A 15,660-nucleotide genomic window follows, 5' to 3' on the forward strand; every position below is an offset into this window, starting at 1 on the left:
GGCCCTGCGGGGCCGCCTCCGTCGGTGCGCCCGAGCGATCGCTCTCATCTCCCACACTAGACCGGTTCGCCGACGCTCCCGGTCCGCCCGCGGGGGTCCCTCAGCTCCCGGCGAAGCCGCCGCTCGACCCGAGGCCGCCGGAGCCGCGGTGCGAGCCCGGCAGCGTCGTCGCGACGAGGAACCGCGCGTGCTCCACCCGCTGCACCACGAGCTGCGCGACCCGGTCACCGCGGCTCAGCCGCACCGGCTCGGCGACGTCCGTGTTGAGGAGGATCACCTTGATCTCGCCGCGGTAGCCCGCGTCGATGGTGCCCGGCGCGTTCACCACGGTGACGCCGTGCTTGGCCGCCAGCCCCGAGCGCGGGTGCACGAAGGCGGCGTACCCGTCGGGCAGCGCGATCGCGACGCCGGTGGGGACCGTGACCCGGCCCTGCGGCGGGATCTCGACGTCGACGGTCGTCACGAGGTCCGCGCCCGCGTCACCGGGGTGCGCGTACGCGGGGGTCGGCACGTCGTCGAGCAGCGTGACGAGCACGTCCACCGTGCTCGCGTCGGTGCCGACGTCGTACCCGGATTCGTGGCCCCGGTCGGGGCGTGCGGACGGGGTCACGGGCTGGCTGGCGGTGTCGGGCACCCGCGAAGCGTAGCCGACCGCCGCCCGGCACAGAGGTGCCCGCGGCCCTGGGATGATGGGGCCATGAGCGAGCCCCAGCCCGACCTCTCCCCCGTCACCGGCCCGGCGTTCCGCGAGCGGCTCTCGCCCGGGCCGGCGGCCTGGTGCGCCGCCGTGGGTCTGGGCGTGATCTCGGGCGTGGCGCTGTGGCCGATGGCGCACGTGATCGGGATCGTGGGCGGCCTCCTCGTCGCCGCCGGGACCCTGACGGCGCTGGTCGCGACCTCCCCCGTGATCGAGGTCTCGGGAGGCGTGCTGCGCGCCGGACGGGCGTCCGTCTCCCTCGACCTCCTGGGCGACGTCACCACGCTCGACAGCCCCGAGGAGATGCGCACCGCGCTCGGCCCGGCGCTCGACGCCCGGGCGTTCGTGTGCCTGCGCGCATGGGCCCGCACCGGCGTGCGGGTCGACCTGGACGACCCGCTCGACCCCACCCCGTACTGGATGCTCTCCACGCGCCGGCCGCAGGAGCTCGCCGCGGCGCTCGGCCGCTGACCCCTCCGGCCCACGCTGCCGCGGCGTCCGGGCACGACGAAGGCCGTCACGTCGCGACGTGACGGCCTGTGTCGTCCGTGGTGCAGGCGTGCGGCCTCGCGGGGCTCGTCAGGCGGCGCACTCCGTGCAGATCATCTGGCCCTTCTTCTCGTAGGCCAGCTGGCTGCGGTGGTGGACGAGGAAGCAGCTCGTGCAGGTGAACTCGTCGGCCTGGCGGGGCAGGACGCGGACCGCGAGCTCCTCGCCGGAGAGATCGGCGCCCGGAAGCTCGAAGCCTTCCGCGGCCTCCGTCTCGTCCTCGTCGACGACACCCGACGACTTGTCGGAACGACGCGCCTGGAGCTCCTGGATCGAGTCCTGCTCCGCGTCCTCGTCGTTCTTGCGGGGGGCGTCGTAGTCGGTTGCCATCTGTGTGGTCACGCTCCGTGGTGTCGGTGTCGGTACGCGCTGATAATGCTCGGTGACCGGGTTTTGTTCCCGGTCGGCCCACGGATTGTGCACCATTTCGCGCGGGCGCGCGACACCGCGCGCTGTTCCCCGTGTCACACCGTCGACATCGGCCCCTGACCTGCGACGACGCTGCCGACCCGCGGCGTTCGCCGGGAGCGTGAGGTGCCGGGGCTGACGAAGTTTTCACCCCGGCCGGACCGTCGCCCCGGGCGCCGAACCTCGTCAGCCCCGGGGCGCGCCGGGCCGGCCGGCGGCTCAGTGCGCAGCCGGGTCCTCGACCCCGTCGGCGTCCGAGTCCTCGAGCAGCCGCACGAGCTCGTCGACGACGGGCCGGGCGCCGCCGACCGTCATCGTCCGGCTCGGCCCGCGCCCGCGCAGGCCGCCCAGCCAGGCGCCCGCCTCCTGGGCCACGAGGCCGCCGGCCGCGACGTCCCACGGGTTCAGCCCGCGCTCGTAGTAGAGGTCGAGCGCCCCCTCGGCCAGCAGGCACAGGTCGATCGCCGCCGCGCCGAGGCGCCGGATGTCGCGCACCTGCGGCAGCACGGTCGCGAGCACCCGCGCCTGGTGCGCGCGGCGCGCGGCGTCGTACCCGAAGCCCGTGCCGACGAGGGACTGGGCGAGCGACGGGGGCCGGCCCACGCGCAGGGCGCGGCCGTCCCGCTCGGCGCCGCCGCCGCGGGCGGCGGTCCAGGTGCGCCCGTCGACGACGGAGTGCACGCAGCCCGCGAGCGCCGTCCAGCGCTCCGGGTCCGGCGGCCCCGCCACGACGGCCACGGAGACGGCATACGACGCGACGCCGTACAGGTAGTTCACCGTGCCGTCGATCGGGTCGAGCACCCAGGTGAGGCCGGAGGTGCCGGGGACGTCGTCCCCCTCCTCGCCCAGGATCGCGTCCTCGGGCCGCTCGGCGGCGAGCCGCGCGCGCAGGAGCTCCTCGGAGGCGCGGTCCATCGCCGTCACCGGGTCGACGGCGCTCGACTTCGTCGCCGCGACCTCCACGCGCTCGGGACGCCCGTCGCGCACCAGGGCGCCGGCCTCGCACGCGAGGCTGCGGGCCAGCGCGCGCAGCGTCTCGACATCCGTGCCGGGTGGGACGTCACCGCGCACGGGGTCGGTCGGGTCGGTCGGGTCCGGGGCAGCCGCTCGTTCCTCCACGGCCTACATCTTGCCCGACCGGCGCCCCCACCGGGCCGTCCAGCCCGGGCCGGGGTGCGGCACCGTCCACCCGCGCACGAGCGACACGATGCGGAACCCGAAGACGAGGGCCACCACCCCCAGCGCGGTCCAGACCTGGAGCGCTCCGGCGTGCCACAGCGCCGCCGTGATCGCGGCCCCGACCAGCGCCGGCACCGCGTAGAGCTGGCGGTCGGCGAACACCAGCGGCACCTCGCCCACGAGGATGTCGCGCATGATGCCGCCGCCCACCGCCGTGAGCACGCCGACCACCACCGACGCGAGGACGCCGGCGCCGAGGTCGAGCGACTTGGTCGTGCCCTGCAGCACGAACAGCGCGAGCGCCGCGGCGTCGAGCACGAGGACGGACCGGCGCATCCGCTCCAGGCCCGGGTGGAAGAAGAAGATGATCGCCCCCGCGGCGAGGGCCGCCGTGACCAGGCGCCAGCTCGAGATCCCGACCGGCGGGGTGGCGCCGATGAGCACGTCGCGCAGGATCCCCCCGCCCAGGCCGGTGACCCACGCCAGGACGAGCACGCCGAACGCGTCGAACCGCCGGCGGACGGCCGCGAGCCCGCCCGAGACCCCCGCCACGAACACGGCGACGAGCTCGAGGACGGAGACCGGGCCGGAGGTGAACACGTCCACGGGACGTCATCCTCGCAGGCGCACCACGACGGGGCGCGCCGGCGGGGCACGTCGGCGGCGCGTCAATCGACGGCACACCGACGCGCCTGCGCCGCCGTGCCGCGCGCCGATGGCACCCTCGAACAGGCGGACCCGCCCCGGCGGAGATTTCCGCGGGTGTGACCCTGAGGGAGGAAGCATGGCCGAGCTCGAGCTCGTGAGGCTGCACGAGGACGGTGAGCGCCTGGTCCTGCGCGGTCCCGACGGCACCGAGAGCACGCTGCCCATCACGGAGGCGGTGCGCGCTGCGGTGCGCCGGGACCGTCCGCGCACGGAGGCGCTGCGCGCGCAGGCCGCGACGACGCTGCGCCCGCGCGACCTGCAGGCACGCCTGCGCGCCGGCGCCTCGGCCGAGGAGCTGGCGGAGGAGTCCGGCCTGCCCGTCGAGCACGTGCAGCGGTACGAGTGGCCGGTGGTGGCGGAGCGCAACCATGCCGTCGAGCAGGTGCGCGCCCACCGGCTGCCCGGCGACGACGAGACGTCGACGCTCGGGGAGGTCGCCGACAAGCGCCTGGCCGCGCGCGGCGTGACCTCGGCCGAGGCGCACTGGTCCGCCCGGCGCGACGGCACCGCGCCCTGGGTGGTCGAGGTGTGGTTCTCCGCGGGCGACCGCGACCGCTCCGCCCGGTGGACCTACGACCCCAAGGGCCGCGTGGTGACGCCGCTCGACGACGAGGCGCGGTGGCTCGGCCAGCCGGACGACCCGGTCTCGCCGGACGTCCTCGGCGTCCCGTCGACGAGCGCGCGGACCGTCGCCCCGCGACGGCACCCCGAGGACGACACGACCGCGCTGCTGCTGGACGACCTCGCCGGGCGCCGCGGGCAGCGTCCGCTGGACCGCCGCTCCCCCGCCGCGCGCGGGGAGTCCCCCGGCGACACGCCCGCCCCCGAGCCCATGGACGACGTCCCCGTCGGGCGTGTCGCCGCGCCGACCGCCGACGCGGCCGCCCCGGCGGGTGACGACGCGCCCGCCGGTGCGCGCGTCGTCGCCCCCGGGTCGCGGCGCGCGGGGATGCGCACGCAGGGTCCCGACCGGTCGGCCGAGCGGGGCGCGCACCCGTCCGGCGGCCGGCGTCCCGTGCCCGCCGCGCTCCCGCCCGAGGACCAGGGCGCGCCGGGCGCGGACCCCGATCACGACCCGGCCCGCGCCTCCGGCCGCGACGACGTCGTGGAGGACGCGCCGGCGCCCAGCGGGCCGCCCGCGCAGGGTGCCCCCGGGCCGCAGCCGGCCGCGCCCGCACCGCGCGCCGACAAGCCCGCGTCGGCCCGTCGTTCCGGGCGCAAGGGCCGCGCGCAGGTGCCGAGCTGGGACGAGATCGTCTTCGGCGGCGGCCGCCCGTCGTCCTGACGGCCCGGCCCGCCGCGGGCGGCCCCGCTACTCGCCGGCGCCCCGCTCGTCGCCCAGGTCCAGCTGGTCGGTGACGGACGCCCGGCGCCGGGCGTCGGCCTCCGTCATGCGGCGCATGTGGTGGCGCCGGCACAGCACCTCGTACGACACCGGGGCCACGTCGGGGGCGCCCGCGACGTCGCCGACCACCACCTGATCGCCCTCGACCACCATGACGCCGCCCACCGTGCGGGCGTTGTGCGTGGCCCGTGCCCCGCACCAGCACAGCGACCGCACCTGCAGCACCTCGATGCGGTCGGCGATCTCGATGAGGCGCGCGGCGCCGGGGAACAGCCGCGTGCGGAAGTCCGTCGTGATGCCGAAGGCGAAGACGTCGAGCTCCACCTCGTCGACGAGGCGGGCCAGCTGCTCCACCTGCGCCGGGGAGTAGAACTGGGCCTCGTCGCACACCAGGTAGTCCACGACGCGGCCCGACTGGCGCTCCGCGGCCACCACGTCCCAGAAGTCGGTGCCGTCGGTGACCTCGCGCGCGTCGACCTCAAGACCCAGCCGGGACGAGAGCCGGGACGTGCCCGCGCGGTCGTCCCGCGTGAAGATCAGCCCCGACCGCCCGCGCGCCGCGTGGTTGTGGTCGGTCTGCAGCGCCAGCGTCGACTTGCCGCTGTCCATGGTCCCGGAGAAGAAGACGAGCTCGGCCATGGCCCAGATCCTGTCAGACGCCGGGCCCTCGCCAGGTCAGCGCGCCGTCACTGCCCGACGCGCCCGTCCACGCACTCGCGCAGCAGGTCCGCGTGGCCGCAGTGCCGCGCGTACTCCTCGATGTGGCTCAGCAGCAGCTCGCGCAGCTGGAGCTCCCCGCCCGGCTCGGCGCCGAGGTCCGACAGGCCGGCGTTGGTCGCGCCCAGGTCGTCGAGGGACGCGACCATCCGGTCGGTCGCCGCCATCTCCTCGCGCCAGCGCCCGAACGCCTCGTCGACCACCGCCGGGTCGGCGACGGCGCCGTCCCAGTCGCCGTCCCGGTCCGCCTCGGACCGGTACAGCCACGGCGCGTCCTCGCCGGTCATGATGCGGCGCACGTGCCGCTCGTCCTCGGTGAGGTGCCGCACCAGCCCCAGCAGCGACATCGTGGACGGCGGCACCGAGCGGCGGGCGAGCTGCTCGGCGTCCAGGTCGGCGCACTTCATCTCGATCGTCAGGCGGTTCGCCCGCAGCGACTCGAGGAGGATCGCGCGCTCGTCGACGAGTTCGGCGTCGCTCTCGCGCGGGTCGTCGTCGGGGTCCACCCACATGTCCGGGTAGACGGTCGCCCGGGTCCACCGGGACGCCCGTCGGTCGCCGTCCTGCCCGAGGTCCTGCTCGCGAGGCTCCATCCCGGCATCGTGGCACCCGCCGTCGCGGGCCGCCACGACATATCGCGTCGGCCGGCCCTACGCCTGCGCGACCAGCATCGGCACGACCATCTCCGCGGGCGTGAGCGACCCGTGCACGCCAGGCATCTCGCGCGCCCCGGCCGGGTGCAGGCGGGAGTCCACCACCGTGGCCGCCCCGCGCGCGGCGACGACGACGTCGCCGACCGCCGGGAGCACGTGCTCCGCGACCGGGCCGAGCCAGCCCGCGGCCACGGCGTCGTCGCGCAGCATGACGAGCGCGTCGTCGCCGAGCACCGCGGCCCAGCGGGCGGCGACGTCGCGCGGGTCCGCGCCCGGCGACACGTACACGTGCGTGGCGCGGGGCTCGCCGCCCAGGAGCGCGACGTCGCGCGCCAGCTCCGGGTCTGCGGCGACGTCGTGCTGGCGGGCCGGGTCGGCGGTGATCTGCCCGTGGTCGGCGGTGACGACCACCAGGGTGCCGCGCGGCACGGACCGCACGAGCCGGCGCAGCTCGGCGTCGGTCTCCTCGAGCGCGTCGCCCCACTGCCAGGACTCCGGTCCGAACCGGTGCCCCGTCTTGTCCACCCCGCCGTGGTACAGGTACACCAGGCCGGGCTCGCGCAGCTCCCGCACGGTCGCGCCCACCTGGGCGTCGAGGCCCTCGGCGGTGACGTAGCGGGGGCCGCGCAGCGCGGCGCGCGTCATCCCCGACCCGGCGAACCGAGCCTGGCCGGGCGAGGCGACCCGCATCCCGCCCGCGACCAGGGTCTCGAGCACCGTGGGCTCCTGCTGCAGCGCCTCGGGCTCCGCCCGCATGGGGCCGGACAGCTTGGAGCCGGGCCGGTACGGGTCCGACTGCTCGGTCCAGGACACCGTGGTGGCCAGCCCGCCCGTGACCGGGTTGCGCTGGGTGTACCCCAGCAGTCCCGTGCGCCCGGGGGACGTGCCGGTGCCGAACGTCGCGAGGGCGGCGGCTGTCGTCGACGGGAAGCTGGACAGCACCGAGCGGCCGTCGGCGGCGAGCGACCGCAGGAACGGGGCGTGCCCGCCGCGCTCCGCCAGGTTGCTCAGCCCCAGGCCGTCCACCAGCACCACCACCGCCCGCCGCACGTCGGCCGGCAGGCCGAGCGCGGCGCGGCAGTCCGCCGACCGGAGCCCCGTCGCCGTCGAGACGTCGACGCCGAGGGCGCCCGCGACCGCCGGCAGCACGGCCGCGAGCGACCCCGTCCCGTAGGAGGGCGCCAGCAGGCCCTCGGGCAGCACGTCCGACGCCGTCATCGGGCGGCGCGCCCGCCCGCCCCGGTGGCCGCCGACAGCGCGCGCGCGAAGGCGATCGCCCGGCGCAGGGCGTCCCGACCCTCCGCGGCTCCGCTGACGCGCACCACGACGTCGTCCGGCGTGAGCTGGCCGGTGAGCCCGTGGTCCGCCTCGCAGGCGGGGTCGGGGCACTGCGCCGGCTCCAGGTCGATGCGGGACACGGCGCCCCAGCCGACCGCGAGCGTCAGCTCCGAGGCGCTGTCGCCGGGGCGGTGCTCCGCCGGCTCGTCGACGACGTGCGTGACGGCGACCGACCGGATCTCGCTCAGCGGCACCGCCTCCGTGGTCGCCGCCGCGGACGACGGGTGGGCGGCGTCGCCCTCGTGGTCGTCGACGTGCGCGGCCACCAGGCGGGTGGGCGTCAGCACCAGCACGGTCAGGTGCCGGCGCACGGCGTCGTCGAAGGTGGTCTCCGCCTGTACGAGGTGGGCGAGCACGTCCTCGTCGGCGAGCGCGACGTCCAGGACGTCCTCCACGAGGTCCGGGTAGTACCCGGCACGGCGCACGTGGGCGGAGAGGTCGGCACGAAGATTGTCTCGAGCGGTGGCATGCGGCACCCGCGCATTCTCCCACCGCCGCGCCGGGCGTGACCACCGTCGTCCCCAGCCCGCCCCGTGCCCGCCGGCGTCAGCCCGGCAGCGTCAGCCCGGGAGCGCCCGGCGCGGCGCGTCCGCGCGCTGCGCCGCCGAGCGCAGCCGCACGCCGGCGTGCAGCACGCTGACGCCCGCGGAGCCGGCGACGACGGGGTACAGCTCCAGCGACGCGAGCTCGGGCAGGTCGTCGGCGAGCACCGAGACCCGCGCCAGCACGTCCTCGACGGCGTCGATGTCCGCCGGCGGGGCGCCCCCGTACCCGAAGAGGCGCGGCGCGGCGCGGACCGTGCGGACCATGGCCGCCACGTCGACGTCCGTCAGGGGCGGGATGCCGTAGGCGACGTCGTCGAGCAGGTCGGTCGCGTCGCCCGCCAGCCCGAACGAGACCTTGGGCCCGAACAGCGGGTCCTCGCCCGAGCGGATCACGCAGGGCACGCCCACCGGGGCCATGGGCTGCACCTCCATCGCCGGGTCGGCCTCCCCCAGCACGTCGTGCGCGACCTGCCGCATGCGCTCCACGTCCGCGCGCAGCTCGGCCTGGTCGGCGATGTCCAGTCGCACCCCGCCCAGGTCGGTGCGGTGGCGCAGCGCCGCCGACGCGGTCTTGAGGGCCACGGGCCAGCCCAGCTCGTCGGCCGCCGCCACGGCCTCGTCGGCGGTGCGCACCGTCCGCGAGCGCCACAGCCGCAGCCCGTAGCAGTCCAGCAGCTCCGCGGTCTCGTCCTGGGTGAGGGCGCGGCCGTCCGCGCCCTCGCGCTCGGCGGCGGCGAGCCAGCCCTCCACGAGCCGGCGCGCCCGGCGGGCGTCCGTCCCCTCGGGCCGCACGTGCGTGCCCCGGTCCTCCGTGCGCCAGCGCGCGTACGTGACGACCTTGCCGAGCGCCGTCACCGCGTCCTCGGGGGTGGAGAACGCGGGGATGCGCACGGGCGTGCCGTCGGGGCCGGTCGCCGCCAGCTCGTCCGGGAGGCCGCTGAGCCCGAGCATCGACGCCACCGTCGTGCGCCCGGTCCGTGCGGCCGCCTCGGCGACGGCGCGCGCCACGGCGCCGGTCCGCGGCACGACCACCGGCACGTCGACGGCGACGACGACGTCGCACGCGCCCGGCGCGTACAGGGCGCCGGTCACCTGGGCGATCTGCTCGTCGGTCGCGTCGGGCGGCAGGAAGTCGGACGACGCCGCGACGACGAGCCCCGCGGCGGCCGCCGCCTCCGCCACGAGCGCGGCCAGGGCCGCCGACGACGCGAGGATGCCGACCCGGCTCCCGGTCGGCAGGGGCTGGTGGGCCAGCACCTGCGCGACGTCCATGAGCTGGTGGGTGTTCTCCGCGCGGATCACCCCGGACTGGCGCAGCATCTCGTCGAGCAGGCGGCGCGGCGCCCGCGTCGCGCGCACGGCGTGCCCGGGGGGCACGACCTGCCCCGACCGCCCCGCGACCACCACGACGACCGGCTTCACCGCGGCGAGCCGGCGCGCGATCCGGGAGAACTTGCGCGGGTTGCCGATCGACTCGAGGTACAGGCAGACCACCGAGGTGCGCGGGTCGTCCTCCCAGAACTGCATGAGGTCGTTGCCGGACACGTCGGCGCGGTGCCCGGCGGACAGCAGCGCCGACACCCCGAGCCCGCGCCGCTCCAGCGTCGCGGTGAGCGTGACGGCCGCGGGCGCCGACTGGCAGAACATCCCGACCGCCCCGGCGCGCGGGGGCCGCAGGGCGAGGCTCGCGTGCAGCCGCGCGCCCGGCGTCGTCGTGAGCAGGCCGAACGACGCGGGGCCGACCACGCGCATCCCGCCGGCGTGCGCGGCGCGCACCAGCTCGCGCTGCCGGGCCAGCCCGTCCGGGCCGGTCTCGGCGTAGCCCGCGGCGAGCACGACCACGCCGCGCACGCCGCGGCCGGTGAGGCGCCGCACCGCCTCGACGGCCTCGTCCGGTCCCACCGCGAGCAGGGCGACGTCGACGGCCGCGTCCGCCCTCTCGCCCGCGTCGTCCCCGGCGCCGCGGAGCGCCTCGTCCCACGTCGCCGCGGCCGTGACGCCGGGGGCGTCCGGGACGGGCGCGGGGGCGCCGAGCACCGTGAGCTCCGTGTCGCCCGGGTCGGCGAGCGCGGCGTCGACCACCCGCTGCGCGAGATGATGCTCGGGCGTCGCGGGCCCCGGACCGGCGGGCCCGGGGCCGACGAGCAGCACGCGGCGCGCGGACAGGAGCGTCTGCATCGAGCGCGCCTCGGCGCGGTGCTCCCGGTCCGCCATGACCTCGCGGGAGCGCTCGGTGGGATCCAGGTCGAACGCGACCGTCACCACCCCGTCGTCGAGGTGCTGGCTCACCGCGTACCCGGCGTCGCGGAACACCGCGAGCATCGAGGAGTTCTGCGGCAGCACCTCCGCCGTGAAACGGCGCACGCCGCGCTCGCGCGCCGCGGCCGCGACGTGCTCCAGGAGCACCGAGCCCAGGCCCTTGCCCTGCATCGCGTCCGCGATGTTGAACGCGACCTCCGCCTCGCCGCCGGAGATCTTGTCGTACCGCGCGACGCCGAGCACGTCCTCGCGCGGCCGCCCCTCGTCGTCGACCCCGGGGCGCACCGCGAGGAGCGCCACCCGGTCGTGCTGGTCGAGGTGCGTGAGGCGGGTCAGCTCCCGCTCCGTGAGGCGGCGCACGGGCGCGAAGAAGCGGAAGTACGCCGAGCGCTCGGACTGCGCCTCCTGGAAGCGCTGGATCGCGTCGGCGTCCTCGGGCCGCAGCGGGCGCAGGTGCATGGTCGTGCCGTCGCGCAGCACGACGTCCGCCTCCCACGCGACCGGGTACGAGGACGTCGCCGAGCCGGGGGCCGGGTCGTCGGGCTGGTCGGGTCCGTCCACCCGTGCAGGCTATCCGGGCCCCCTGACGGTGGCTCGTCGCCGCGCCTGCGCGGGCCTGTGGGCGCCGGCGACTAGAGTCTTGCCGTCCCCCGAGAGCCACCGTGCCCGTCACCCGATCCCCAGGAGCCGCACCGCATGGCGCGCAAGAGCAGCAGCGCACCCGCCACCGACGAGCCGTTCGACGAGAAGATCGTCGACATCGACGTCGCGGCGGAGATGGAGGCGTCCTTCCTCGAGTACGCGTACTCGGTGATCTACTCCCGCGCGCTGCCCGACGCCCGCGACGGCCTCAAGCCGGTGCACCGCCGGATCCTGTACATGATGGCCGACATGGGCCTGCGGCCCGACCGCGCCCACGTGAAGTCCTCCCGCGTGGTCGGCGAGGTCATGGGCAAGCTGCACCCGCACGGCGACACCGCGATCTACGACGCCCTCGTGCGCCTCGCGCAGGACTTCTCGATGCGCCTGCCCCTGATCGACGGCCACGGCAACTTCGGCTCGCTCGACGACGGCCCGGCCGCGCCCCGGTACACCGAGGCCCGCCTCGCCCCGCCGTCGACGGCGATGACCGCCGGCCTGGACGAGGACGTCGTCGACTTCGTCCCGAACTACGACAACAAGCTCACCCAGCCGTCGGTGCTGCCCTCCGCCGTCCCGAACCTGCTGGTCAACGGCGCGTCCGGCATCGCTGTGGGCATGGCGACGAACATGGCCCCGCACAACCTCGTCGAGGTGGTCGCCGCGGCCCAGCACGTGCTCGCGCGGCCCGAGGCCACGCTCGACGACGTCATGCGCTTCGTGCCCGGCCCGGACCTGCCCTCCGGCGGCAAGATCGTCGGCCTCGAGGGCGTGCGCGACGCGTACCGCACGGGGCGCGGGTCGTTCCGCACCCGCGCGACGGCGCGGATCGAGAACGTCACCCCGCGGCGCAAGGGGATCGTCGTGACGGAGCTGCCCTACGGGGTGGGCCCCGAGAAGGTGATCGAGAAGATCGCCGACGGCGTGAAGGCCAAGAAGATCCAGGGCGTCACCAACGTGCAGGACCTCACCGACCGCGCCCACGGCCTGCGCCTGGTGGTCGAGGTGAAGACAGGCTTCGACCCCGACGCGGTGCTCGAGCAGCTGTACCGCACCACCCCGCTCGAGGACTCGTTCGGCATCAACAACGTGGCGCTGGTGGACGGCCAGCCGCGCACGCTCGGCCTGCTGGAGCTGCTGCGGGTGTGGGTGGACCACCGCATCGACGTCGTGCGCCGCCGGTCCACCTTCCGGCTCGCCAAGCGCCAGGAGCGCCTGCACCTGGTCGAGGGCCTGCTGCTCGCCATCGTCGACATCGACGAGGTCATCCAGGTCATCCGCTCCTCCGACGACGCCGGCGCCGCGCGCGAGCGTCTCATGAGCGTCTTCGACCTGTCGGAGCCCCAGGCCACCTACATCCTCGACCTGCAGCTGCGGCGGCTCACCAAGTTCTCCCGCATCGAGCTGGAGAAGGAGAAGTCGGAGCTCGAGCGCGAGATCGCCGAGCTCCAGGAGATCCTCGCGGACGACGCCCGCCTGCGCGCCGTGGTGAGCGCCGAGATGGGCGAGGTGGCGGCGACCTACGGCACCCCGCGCCGCACGGTGCTGCTCGACTCCGCGGGCGGCGCCACCGCGCCCGCCGCGACGAACGGGCGCAACAAGGCGCCGGCCATCAGCCTGGAGATCGCGGACTCCCCCACCCGCGCGCTGCTGTCCGCCACGGGGCTGCTCGCCCGCACCTCGGGCGAGGCGGCCGACGCCCCCGTCGAGCGGTCGGGCCGGCGGCACGCCCACGACGCGGTGCGCGGCGACGTGGCGACGAGCACCCGCGGCGACGTCGGCCTCGTCACCACGGCGGGCCGGCTGCTGCGCGTGTCGGTGCTCGACCTGCCGGCGCTCCCCCCGGTCGACGGGTCCCCGTCGCTGTCAGGGGGCATCCCCGTGAGCGAGCTGGTCGCGCTCGCACCGGGCGAGTCGGCGCTGGCCGTGGTCTCCCTGGAGGAGGACGCCCCGACGCTCGCGCTCGGCACGGCGAACGGCGTCGTCAAGCGCGTCACGGCGGGCGACGTGCCCGCGAACCGCGACGAGTGGGACGTCATCGCCCTCAAGGACGACGACCGCGTGGTGGGCGCGGCCCCGGTGGGCGAGGGCGACGAGCTGGTCTTCGTGGCCTCCGACGCGAGCCTGCTGCACTTCGACGCGTCGGCCGTGCGGCCGCAGGGCCGGTCCGCGGCCGGGATGGCGGGCATCCGGCTCGGGGCCGGCCAGCGGGTCGTCTTCTTCGGCGTCGCACGGGCCGCGACGCGCGACCTGCACACCGTGGTCACGGTCGCCGGCACGTCGGGCGCCCTGCCGGGCACGGGTGGCGGGTCGGCCAAGGTCACTCCGTACGAGCTGTACCCGGGCAAGGGCCGCGGCACGGGCGGCGTGCGGGCCCACCGGTTCCTCAAGGGCGAGGACGGCCTCGTCCTCGCCTGGGTGGGCGAGGGCCCGGCCCGCGCCGTGGGCGGCGCCGGCCAGCCCGTCGAGCTGCCCGAGAGCACCGACCGTCGCGACGGCTCGGGCCAGCCTCTCGCCGCCCCGGTCGCCGCGGTCGGCTGACCGTTCCGCCCTTCGCCGTCCCAGAACGGGATCTGTCGCGGCAGCGGACTCGATGCCGCGACAGATCCCGTTCTCGACGGTCCGTCAGGTCAGGTCAGACGAGGTCGGATCAGACCAGGTCAACGGGCGACGGCCTCGACGATCGCCGCCCCCAGGTCCGCCGGCCGCGTGAACATCGGCCAGTGGCCCGTGGGCAGGTCGACGATCTCGTAGTCGTGCAGCTTCGCCAGCTCGGCGACGAACGGGTGCTCCTGCTCCATGAGGCTGCGGAGCACGTCGGCCGACATCTCCGAGGCGATGACGGTGGTCGGCACGTCGAGCCGCCGCGTGTCGTCGGAGAGCCGGTGCGCCTCCCGGACGGTCCCCGCCGGCTGGGGGGGCCGACCGGGCCTCGACCGCGGCACGGACCTCGGCGGTCATGTCGCGCAGCGAGTCCTCGTCGAAGTCGTCCCAGACGAGCGGGTGGTCGACGACGTCGGCGGGCAGGTCGGCGTTGATCGCGTGCCCGTCCCCCATCGGGCCGGAGTCCACGTAGACGACGTGCGCCACGCGCCCGGGCCGCGCGTCCGTCGCGGCGTAGACGAGCCCGCCGGAGGCCGAGTGGCCCGCGAGCGCCACCGGGGCGTCGGCGGGCAGGGCGTCGATCGCCGCGACGACGGCGTCGACGTGGTCCGCGAGATGGATGCCGGAGCGGTCGGCGTCCTTCGAGCCCAGCCCGGGCAGCGTCAGGGCGTGCGCGGTGTGCCCGGCCTGCTCGAGCACCGGGACGACCTCGTCCCACGCGGAGGCGTCGAGCCAGAAGCCGGGAACCAGGATGATGTCCATGACCCGAGACTAGGTGTGACCTCCGACACGACCGCTGCTTCACTGACGACGTGCCCGACCTCCCGGACCTCCACCCCGACTACGACTTCTGCGCCGACGCCGCCCGGATCGACGCGGCGCGCGTGCACGCGCTCCTGGCGGAGCACGCGTACTGGGCCGCCGGGCGCCCCCGGGAGGTGCAGGACGCGGCGATCGCCGGCTCGCGGAGCTACGCCGTGCACCACCGTGGCACGGGCTCCCTGGTCGCCTACGCGCGGGTCGTCACCGACGGCGCCACCTTCGCCTGGCTTGCCGACGTCGTCGTCGACCCCGCGCACCGCGGGAACGGGCTGGGCCGCGCCGTCGTCGCGGGGGCCCTCGCCGACCTCCAGACCCTCGGCCTGAAGCGGATCCTCCTCAAGGCCTCCGACGACGGGCGGCGCATCTACGAGCGCGCCGGCTTCACGCCCGTGCCCGAGCCCGAGACCTGGCTGGAGCTGCGCGCGAGCACCCCGGCGACCAGCAGGGCCTGACCGGCGACGTAGGTGAGCATCACCCAGAATCCCGACGCGGGCGGAGCGGACCAGCCGGTGAACGCCCCGAGCGCGATCATCGCGTCGGACGCCAGGAAGACCGCCCCGCCCACCCCGGCGAGCGGGTGCACGCCCGTGGCCAGGACCGCCATGACGACCAGGCACGCCCCGTACACCACGACGGCGGCGAGCAGGGGCCCCGGGGCACCGGGGGCGCAGGCCGCGACGAGCGCCACGGCCGCCGCCGCGTAGGGCAGCAGGAGCACCGGCCGGCGGGCGACGCTCTCGCGCCGGTGGGGCCAGAAGGCCGCGACGTACGCGACCTGCGCGAGCAGGAAGAAGCCCACCATCACGAGGAAGGCGGCGTCCCCGCCGAACGCCGCGGGCGCCGTGTCGCCCAGCCAGGACAGCCCGAGCGCCACCAGCACGCCGCGGACCAGCCGCGACCGGGGCGCGGGCGCCGCGCACCACAGCGTGACCGCGAGCAGCGGCATGAGGCAGACCTGCGTGGCGCGGGCCCACGTGCTCGCCTCGGCCACCTGGACCACGAGGTGCAGCACGGCAAGCATGGCGAGCGCGACGGCGGCGGCGCGCGCGGCGACGGTGGGCAGGAGCCGCGGCGGCGGCACCGGGAGCAGCCCGGGATGAACGGCGTCGGTCACGCCGCGCAGCCTAGGCCCCGCGGTGGCCCGGCCGAAACCTCGCCCCGGCCGGAAGCGCAGGACCCCGACGCCCGGATCGGGGC

15 protein-coding genes and 1 pseudogene are annotated in these 15,660 nt (G+C 76.3%); 4 read left to right on the plus strand and 12 right to left on the minus strand.

Translation table 11 applies throughout. The features are described 5' to 3' along the window. Window positions 1–100: 100 nt before the first annotated feature. Complete coding sequence (gene dut / locus ACQFYA_RS12000) at window positions 101–535, minus strand: dUTP diphosphatase (RefSeq protein WP_499127520.1); 435 nt, start codon at window positions 533–535, stop codon at window positions 101–103. Between the two features lie 162 nt (window positions 536–697). Here dut and ACQFYA_RS12005 point away from each other — a divergent pair, with 162 nt between their 5' ends. Continuing rightward, a complete protein-coding gene (locus tag ACQFYA_RS12005) occupies window positions 698–1,168 on the plus strand; it encodes a DUF3093 domain-containing protein (protein WP_499124395.1) in 471 nt (156 codons plus the stop codon). A gap of 108 nt (window positions 1,169–1,276) precedes the next feature. Here the strand turns inward: ACQFYA_RS12005 and ACQFYA_RS12010 are convergent, their stop codons facing one another. From ACQFYA_RS12010 to ACQFYA_RS12020, 3 genes are all read right to left on the minus strand, one after another. Further along, window positions 1,277–1,576 carry a DUF4193 domain-containing protein gene (locus ACQFYA_RS12010; protein WP_499124397.1) on the minus strand — a complete coding sequence of 100 codons (300 nt, stop codon included), beginning with the start codon at window positions 1,574–1,576 and terminating at the stop codon, window positions 1,277–1,279. 297 nt (window positions 1,577–1,873) lie between these two features. Beyond that, entirely contained in the window at window positions 1,874–2,773 is a 900-nt protein-coding gene (locus ACQFYA_RS12015) for an inositol monophosphatase family protein (RefSeq protein ID WP_499124400.1), read from the minus strand. A 3-nt stretch (window positions 2,774–2,776) separates the two neighbouring features. Further along, a complete protein-coding gene (locus tag ACQFYA_RS12020; RefSeq protein ID WP_499124402.1) occupies window positions 2,777–3,439 on the minus strand; it encodes a trimeric intracellular cation channel family protein in 663 nt (220 codons plus the stop codon). 178 nt (window positions 3,440–3,617) lie between these two features. On the opposite strand from ACQFYA_RS12020, the gene sepH reads away from it, so the two are divergent. Beyond that, window positions 3,618–4,826: a septation protein SepH gene (gene sepH, locus ACQFYA_RS12025; RefSeq protein ID WP_499124405.1), complete on the plus strand. Its 1,209-nt coding sequence runs from the start codon at window positions 3,618–3,620 to the stop codon at window positions 4,824–4,826. A 27-nt stretch (window positions 4,827–4,853) separates the two neighbouring features. Here sepH and ACQFYA_RS12030 read toward each other — a convergent pair whose 3' ends face one another. The 5 genes from ACQFYA_RS12030 to ACQFYA_RS12050 all read right to left on the minus strand — a co-directional run bounded on the left by ACQFYA_RS12030 (window position 4,854) and on the right by ACQFYA_RS12050 (window position 10,959). Next, a complete protein-coding gene (locus ACQFYA_RS12030; RefSeq protein ID WP_499124406.1) occupies window positions 4,854–5,525 on the minus strand; it encodes a thymidine kinase in 672 nt (223 codons plus the stop codon). 47 nt (window positions 5,526–5,572) lie between these two features. Then, window positions 5,573–6,196: a DinB family protein gene (locus ACQFYA_RS12035; protein WP_499124407.1), complete on the minus strand. Its 624-nt coding sequence runs from the start codon at window positions 6,194–6,196 to the stop codon at window positions 5,573–5,575. A 57-nt stretch (window positions 6,197–6,253) separates the two neighbouring features. Further along, the gene (locus ACQFYA_RS12040) at window positions 6,254–7,474 is read right to left on the minus strand and encodes an alkaline phosphatase family protein (RefSeq protein ID WP_499124409.1); all 1,221 of its coding nucleotides are present in this window, start codon (window positions 7,472–7,474) and stop codon (window positions 6,254–6,256) included. Continuing rightward, entirely contained in the window at window positions 7,471–8,070 is a 600-nt protein-coding gene (locus ACQFYA_RS12045; protein WP_499124412.1) for a DUF5998 family protein, read from the minus strand. The genes ACQFYA_RS12040 and ACQFYA_RS12045 overlap by 4 nt, the downstream gene beginning before the upstream one ends. A gap of 84 nt (window positions 8,071–8,154) precedes the next feature. Continuing rightward, a complete protein-coding gene (locus ACQFYA_RS12050) occupies window positions 8,155–10,959 on the minus strand; it encodes a GNAT family N-acetyltransferase (RefSeq protein ID WP_499124415.1) in 2,805 nt (934 codons plus the stop codon). A gap of 135 nt (window positions 10,960–11,094) precedes the next feature. Here ACQFYA_RS12050 and ACQFYA_RS12055 point away from each other — a divergent pair, with 135 nt between their 5' ends. After that, entirely contained in the window at window positions 11,095–13,578 is a 2,484-nt protein-coding gene (locus ACQFYA_RS12055; RefSeq protein WP_499124417.1) for a DNA gyrase/topoisomerase IV subunit A, read from the plus strand. A gap of 119 nt (window positions 13,579–13,697) precedes the next feature. On the opposite strand, the gene ACQFYA_RS12060 is transcribed toward ACQFYA_RS12055, so the two are convergent. Then, entirely contained in the window at window positions 13,698–13,892 is a 195-nt protein-coding gene (locus tag ACQFYA_RS12060) for a hypothetical protein (RefSeq protein ID WP_499127642.1), read from the minus strand. Window positions 13,893–13,971: 79 nt separating this feature from the next. Further along, window positions 13,972–14,403 (minus strand): annotated as a pseudogene (locus tag ACQFYA_RS12065) (alpha/beta fold hydrolase); the annotation flags it as partial. A gap of 50 nt (window positions 14,404–14,453) precedes the next feature. Between ACQFYA_RS12065 and ACQFYA_RS12070 the strand changes: the two are divergent. Continuing rightward, window positions 14,454–14,915, plus strand: a complete 462-nt coding sequence (locus ACQFYA_RS12070) for a GNAT family N-acetyltransferase (protein ID WP_499124419.1) — start codon at window positions 14,454–14,456, stop codon at window positions 14,913–14,915. Here the strand turns inward: ACQFYA_RS12070 and ACQFYA_RS12075 are convergent. Beyond that, window positions 14,828–15,577 (minus strand): lysoplasmalogenase family protein, encoded by a 750-nt coding sequence (locus ACQFYA_RS12075; RefSeq protein WP_499124421.1) that lies wholly within the window; start codon window positions 15,575–15,577, stop codon window positions 14,828–14,830. The two genes, ACQFYA_RS12070 and ACQFYA_RS12075, sit on opposite strands and share 88 nt — an antisense overlap. Between the last annotated feature and the right edge of the window lie 83 nt (window positions 15,578–15,660).

The sequence above is a fragment of the Promicromonospora sp. Marseille-Q5078 genome (assembly GCF_050315395.1).
Lineage (GTDB): Bacteria > Actinomycetota > Actinomycetes > Actinomycetales > Cellulomonadaceae > Isoptericola.

Coding starts and splice junctions, on each gene's coding strand:
- ACQFYA_RS12005 (WP_499124395.1), top strand. CDS start 698: ATGAGCGAGCCCCAGCCCGACCTCTCCCCCGTCACCGGCCCGGCGTTC.
- ACQFYA_RS12010 (WP_499124397.1), bottom strand. CDS start 1,576: ATGGCAACCGACTACGACGCCCCCCGCAAGAACGACGAGGACGCGGAG.
- sepH (WP_499124405.1), top strand. CDS start 3,618: ATGGCCGAGCTCGAGCTCGTGAGGCTGCACGAGGACGGTGAGCGCCTG.
- ACQFYA_RS12030 (WP_499124406.1), bottom strand. CDS start 5,525: ATGGCCGAGCTCGTCTTCTTCTCCGGGACCATGGACAGCGGCAAGTCG.
- ACQFYA_RS12035 (WP_499124407.1), bottom strand. CDS start 6,196: ATGGAGCCTCGCGAGCAGGACCTCGGGCAGGACGGCGACCGACGGGCG.
- ACQFYA_RS12040 (WP_499124409.1), bottom strand. CDS start 7,474: ATGACGGCGTCGGACGTGCTGCCCGAGGGCCTGCTGGCGCCCTCCTAC.
- ACQFYA_RS12055 (WP_499124417.1), top strand. CDS start 11,095: ATGGCGCGCAAGAGCAGCAGCGCACCCGCCACCGACGAGCCGTTCGAC.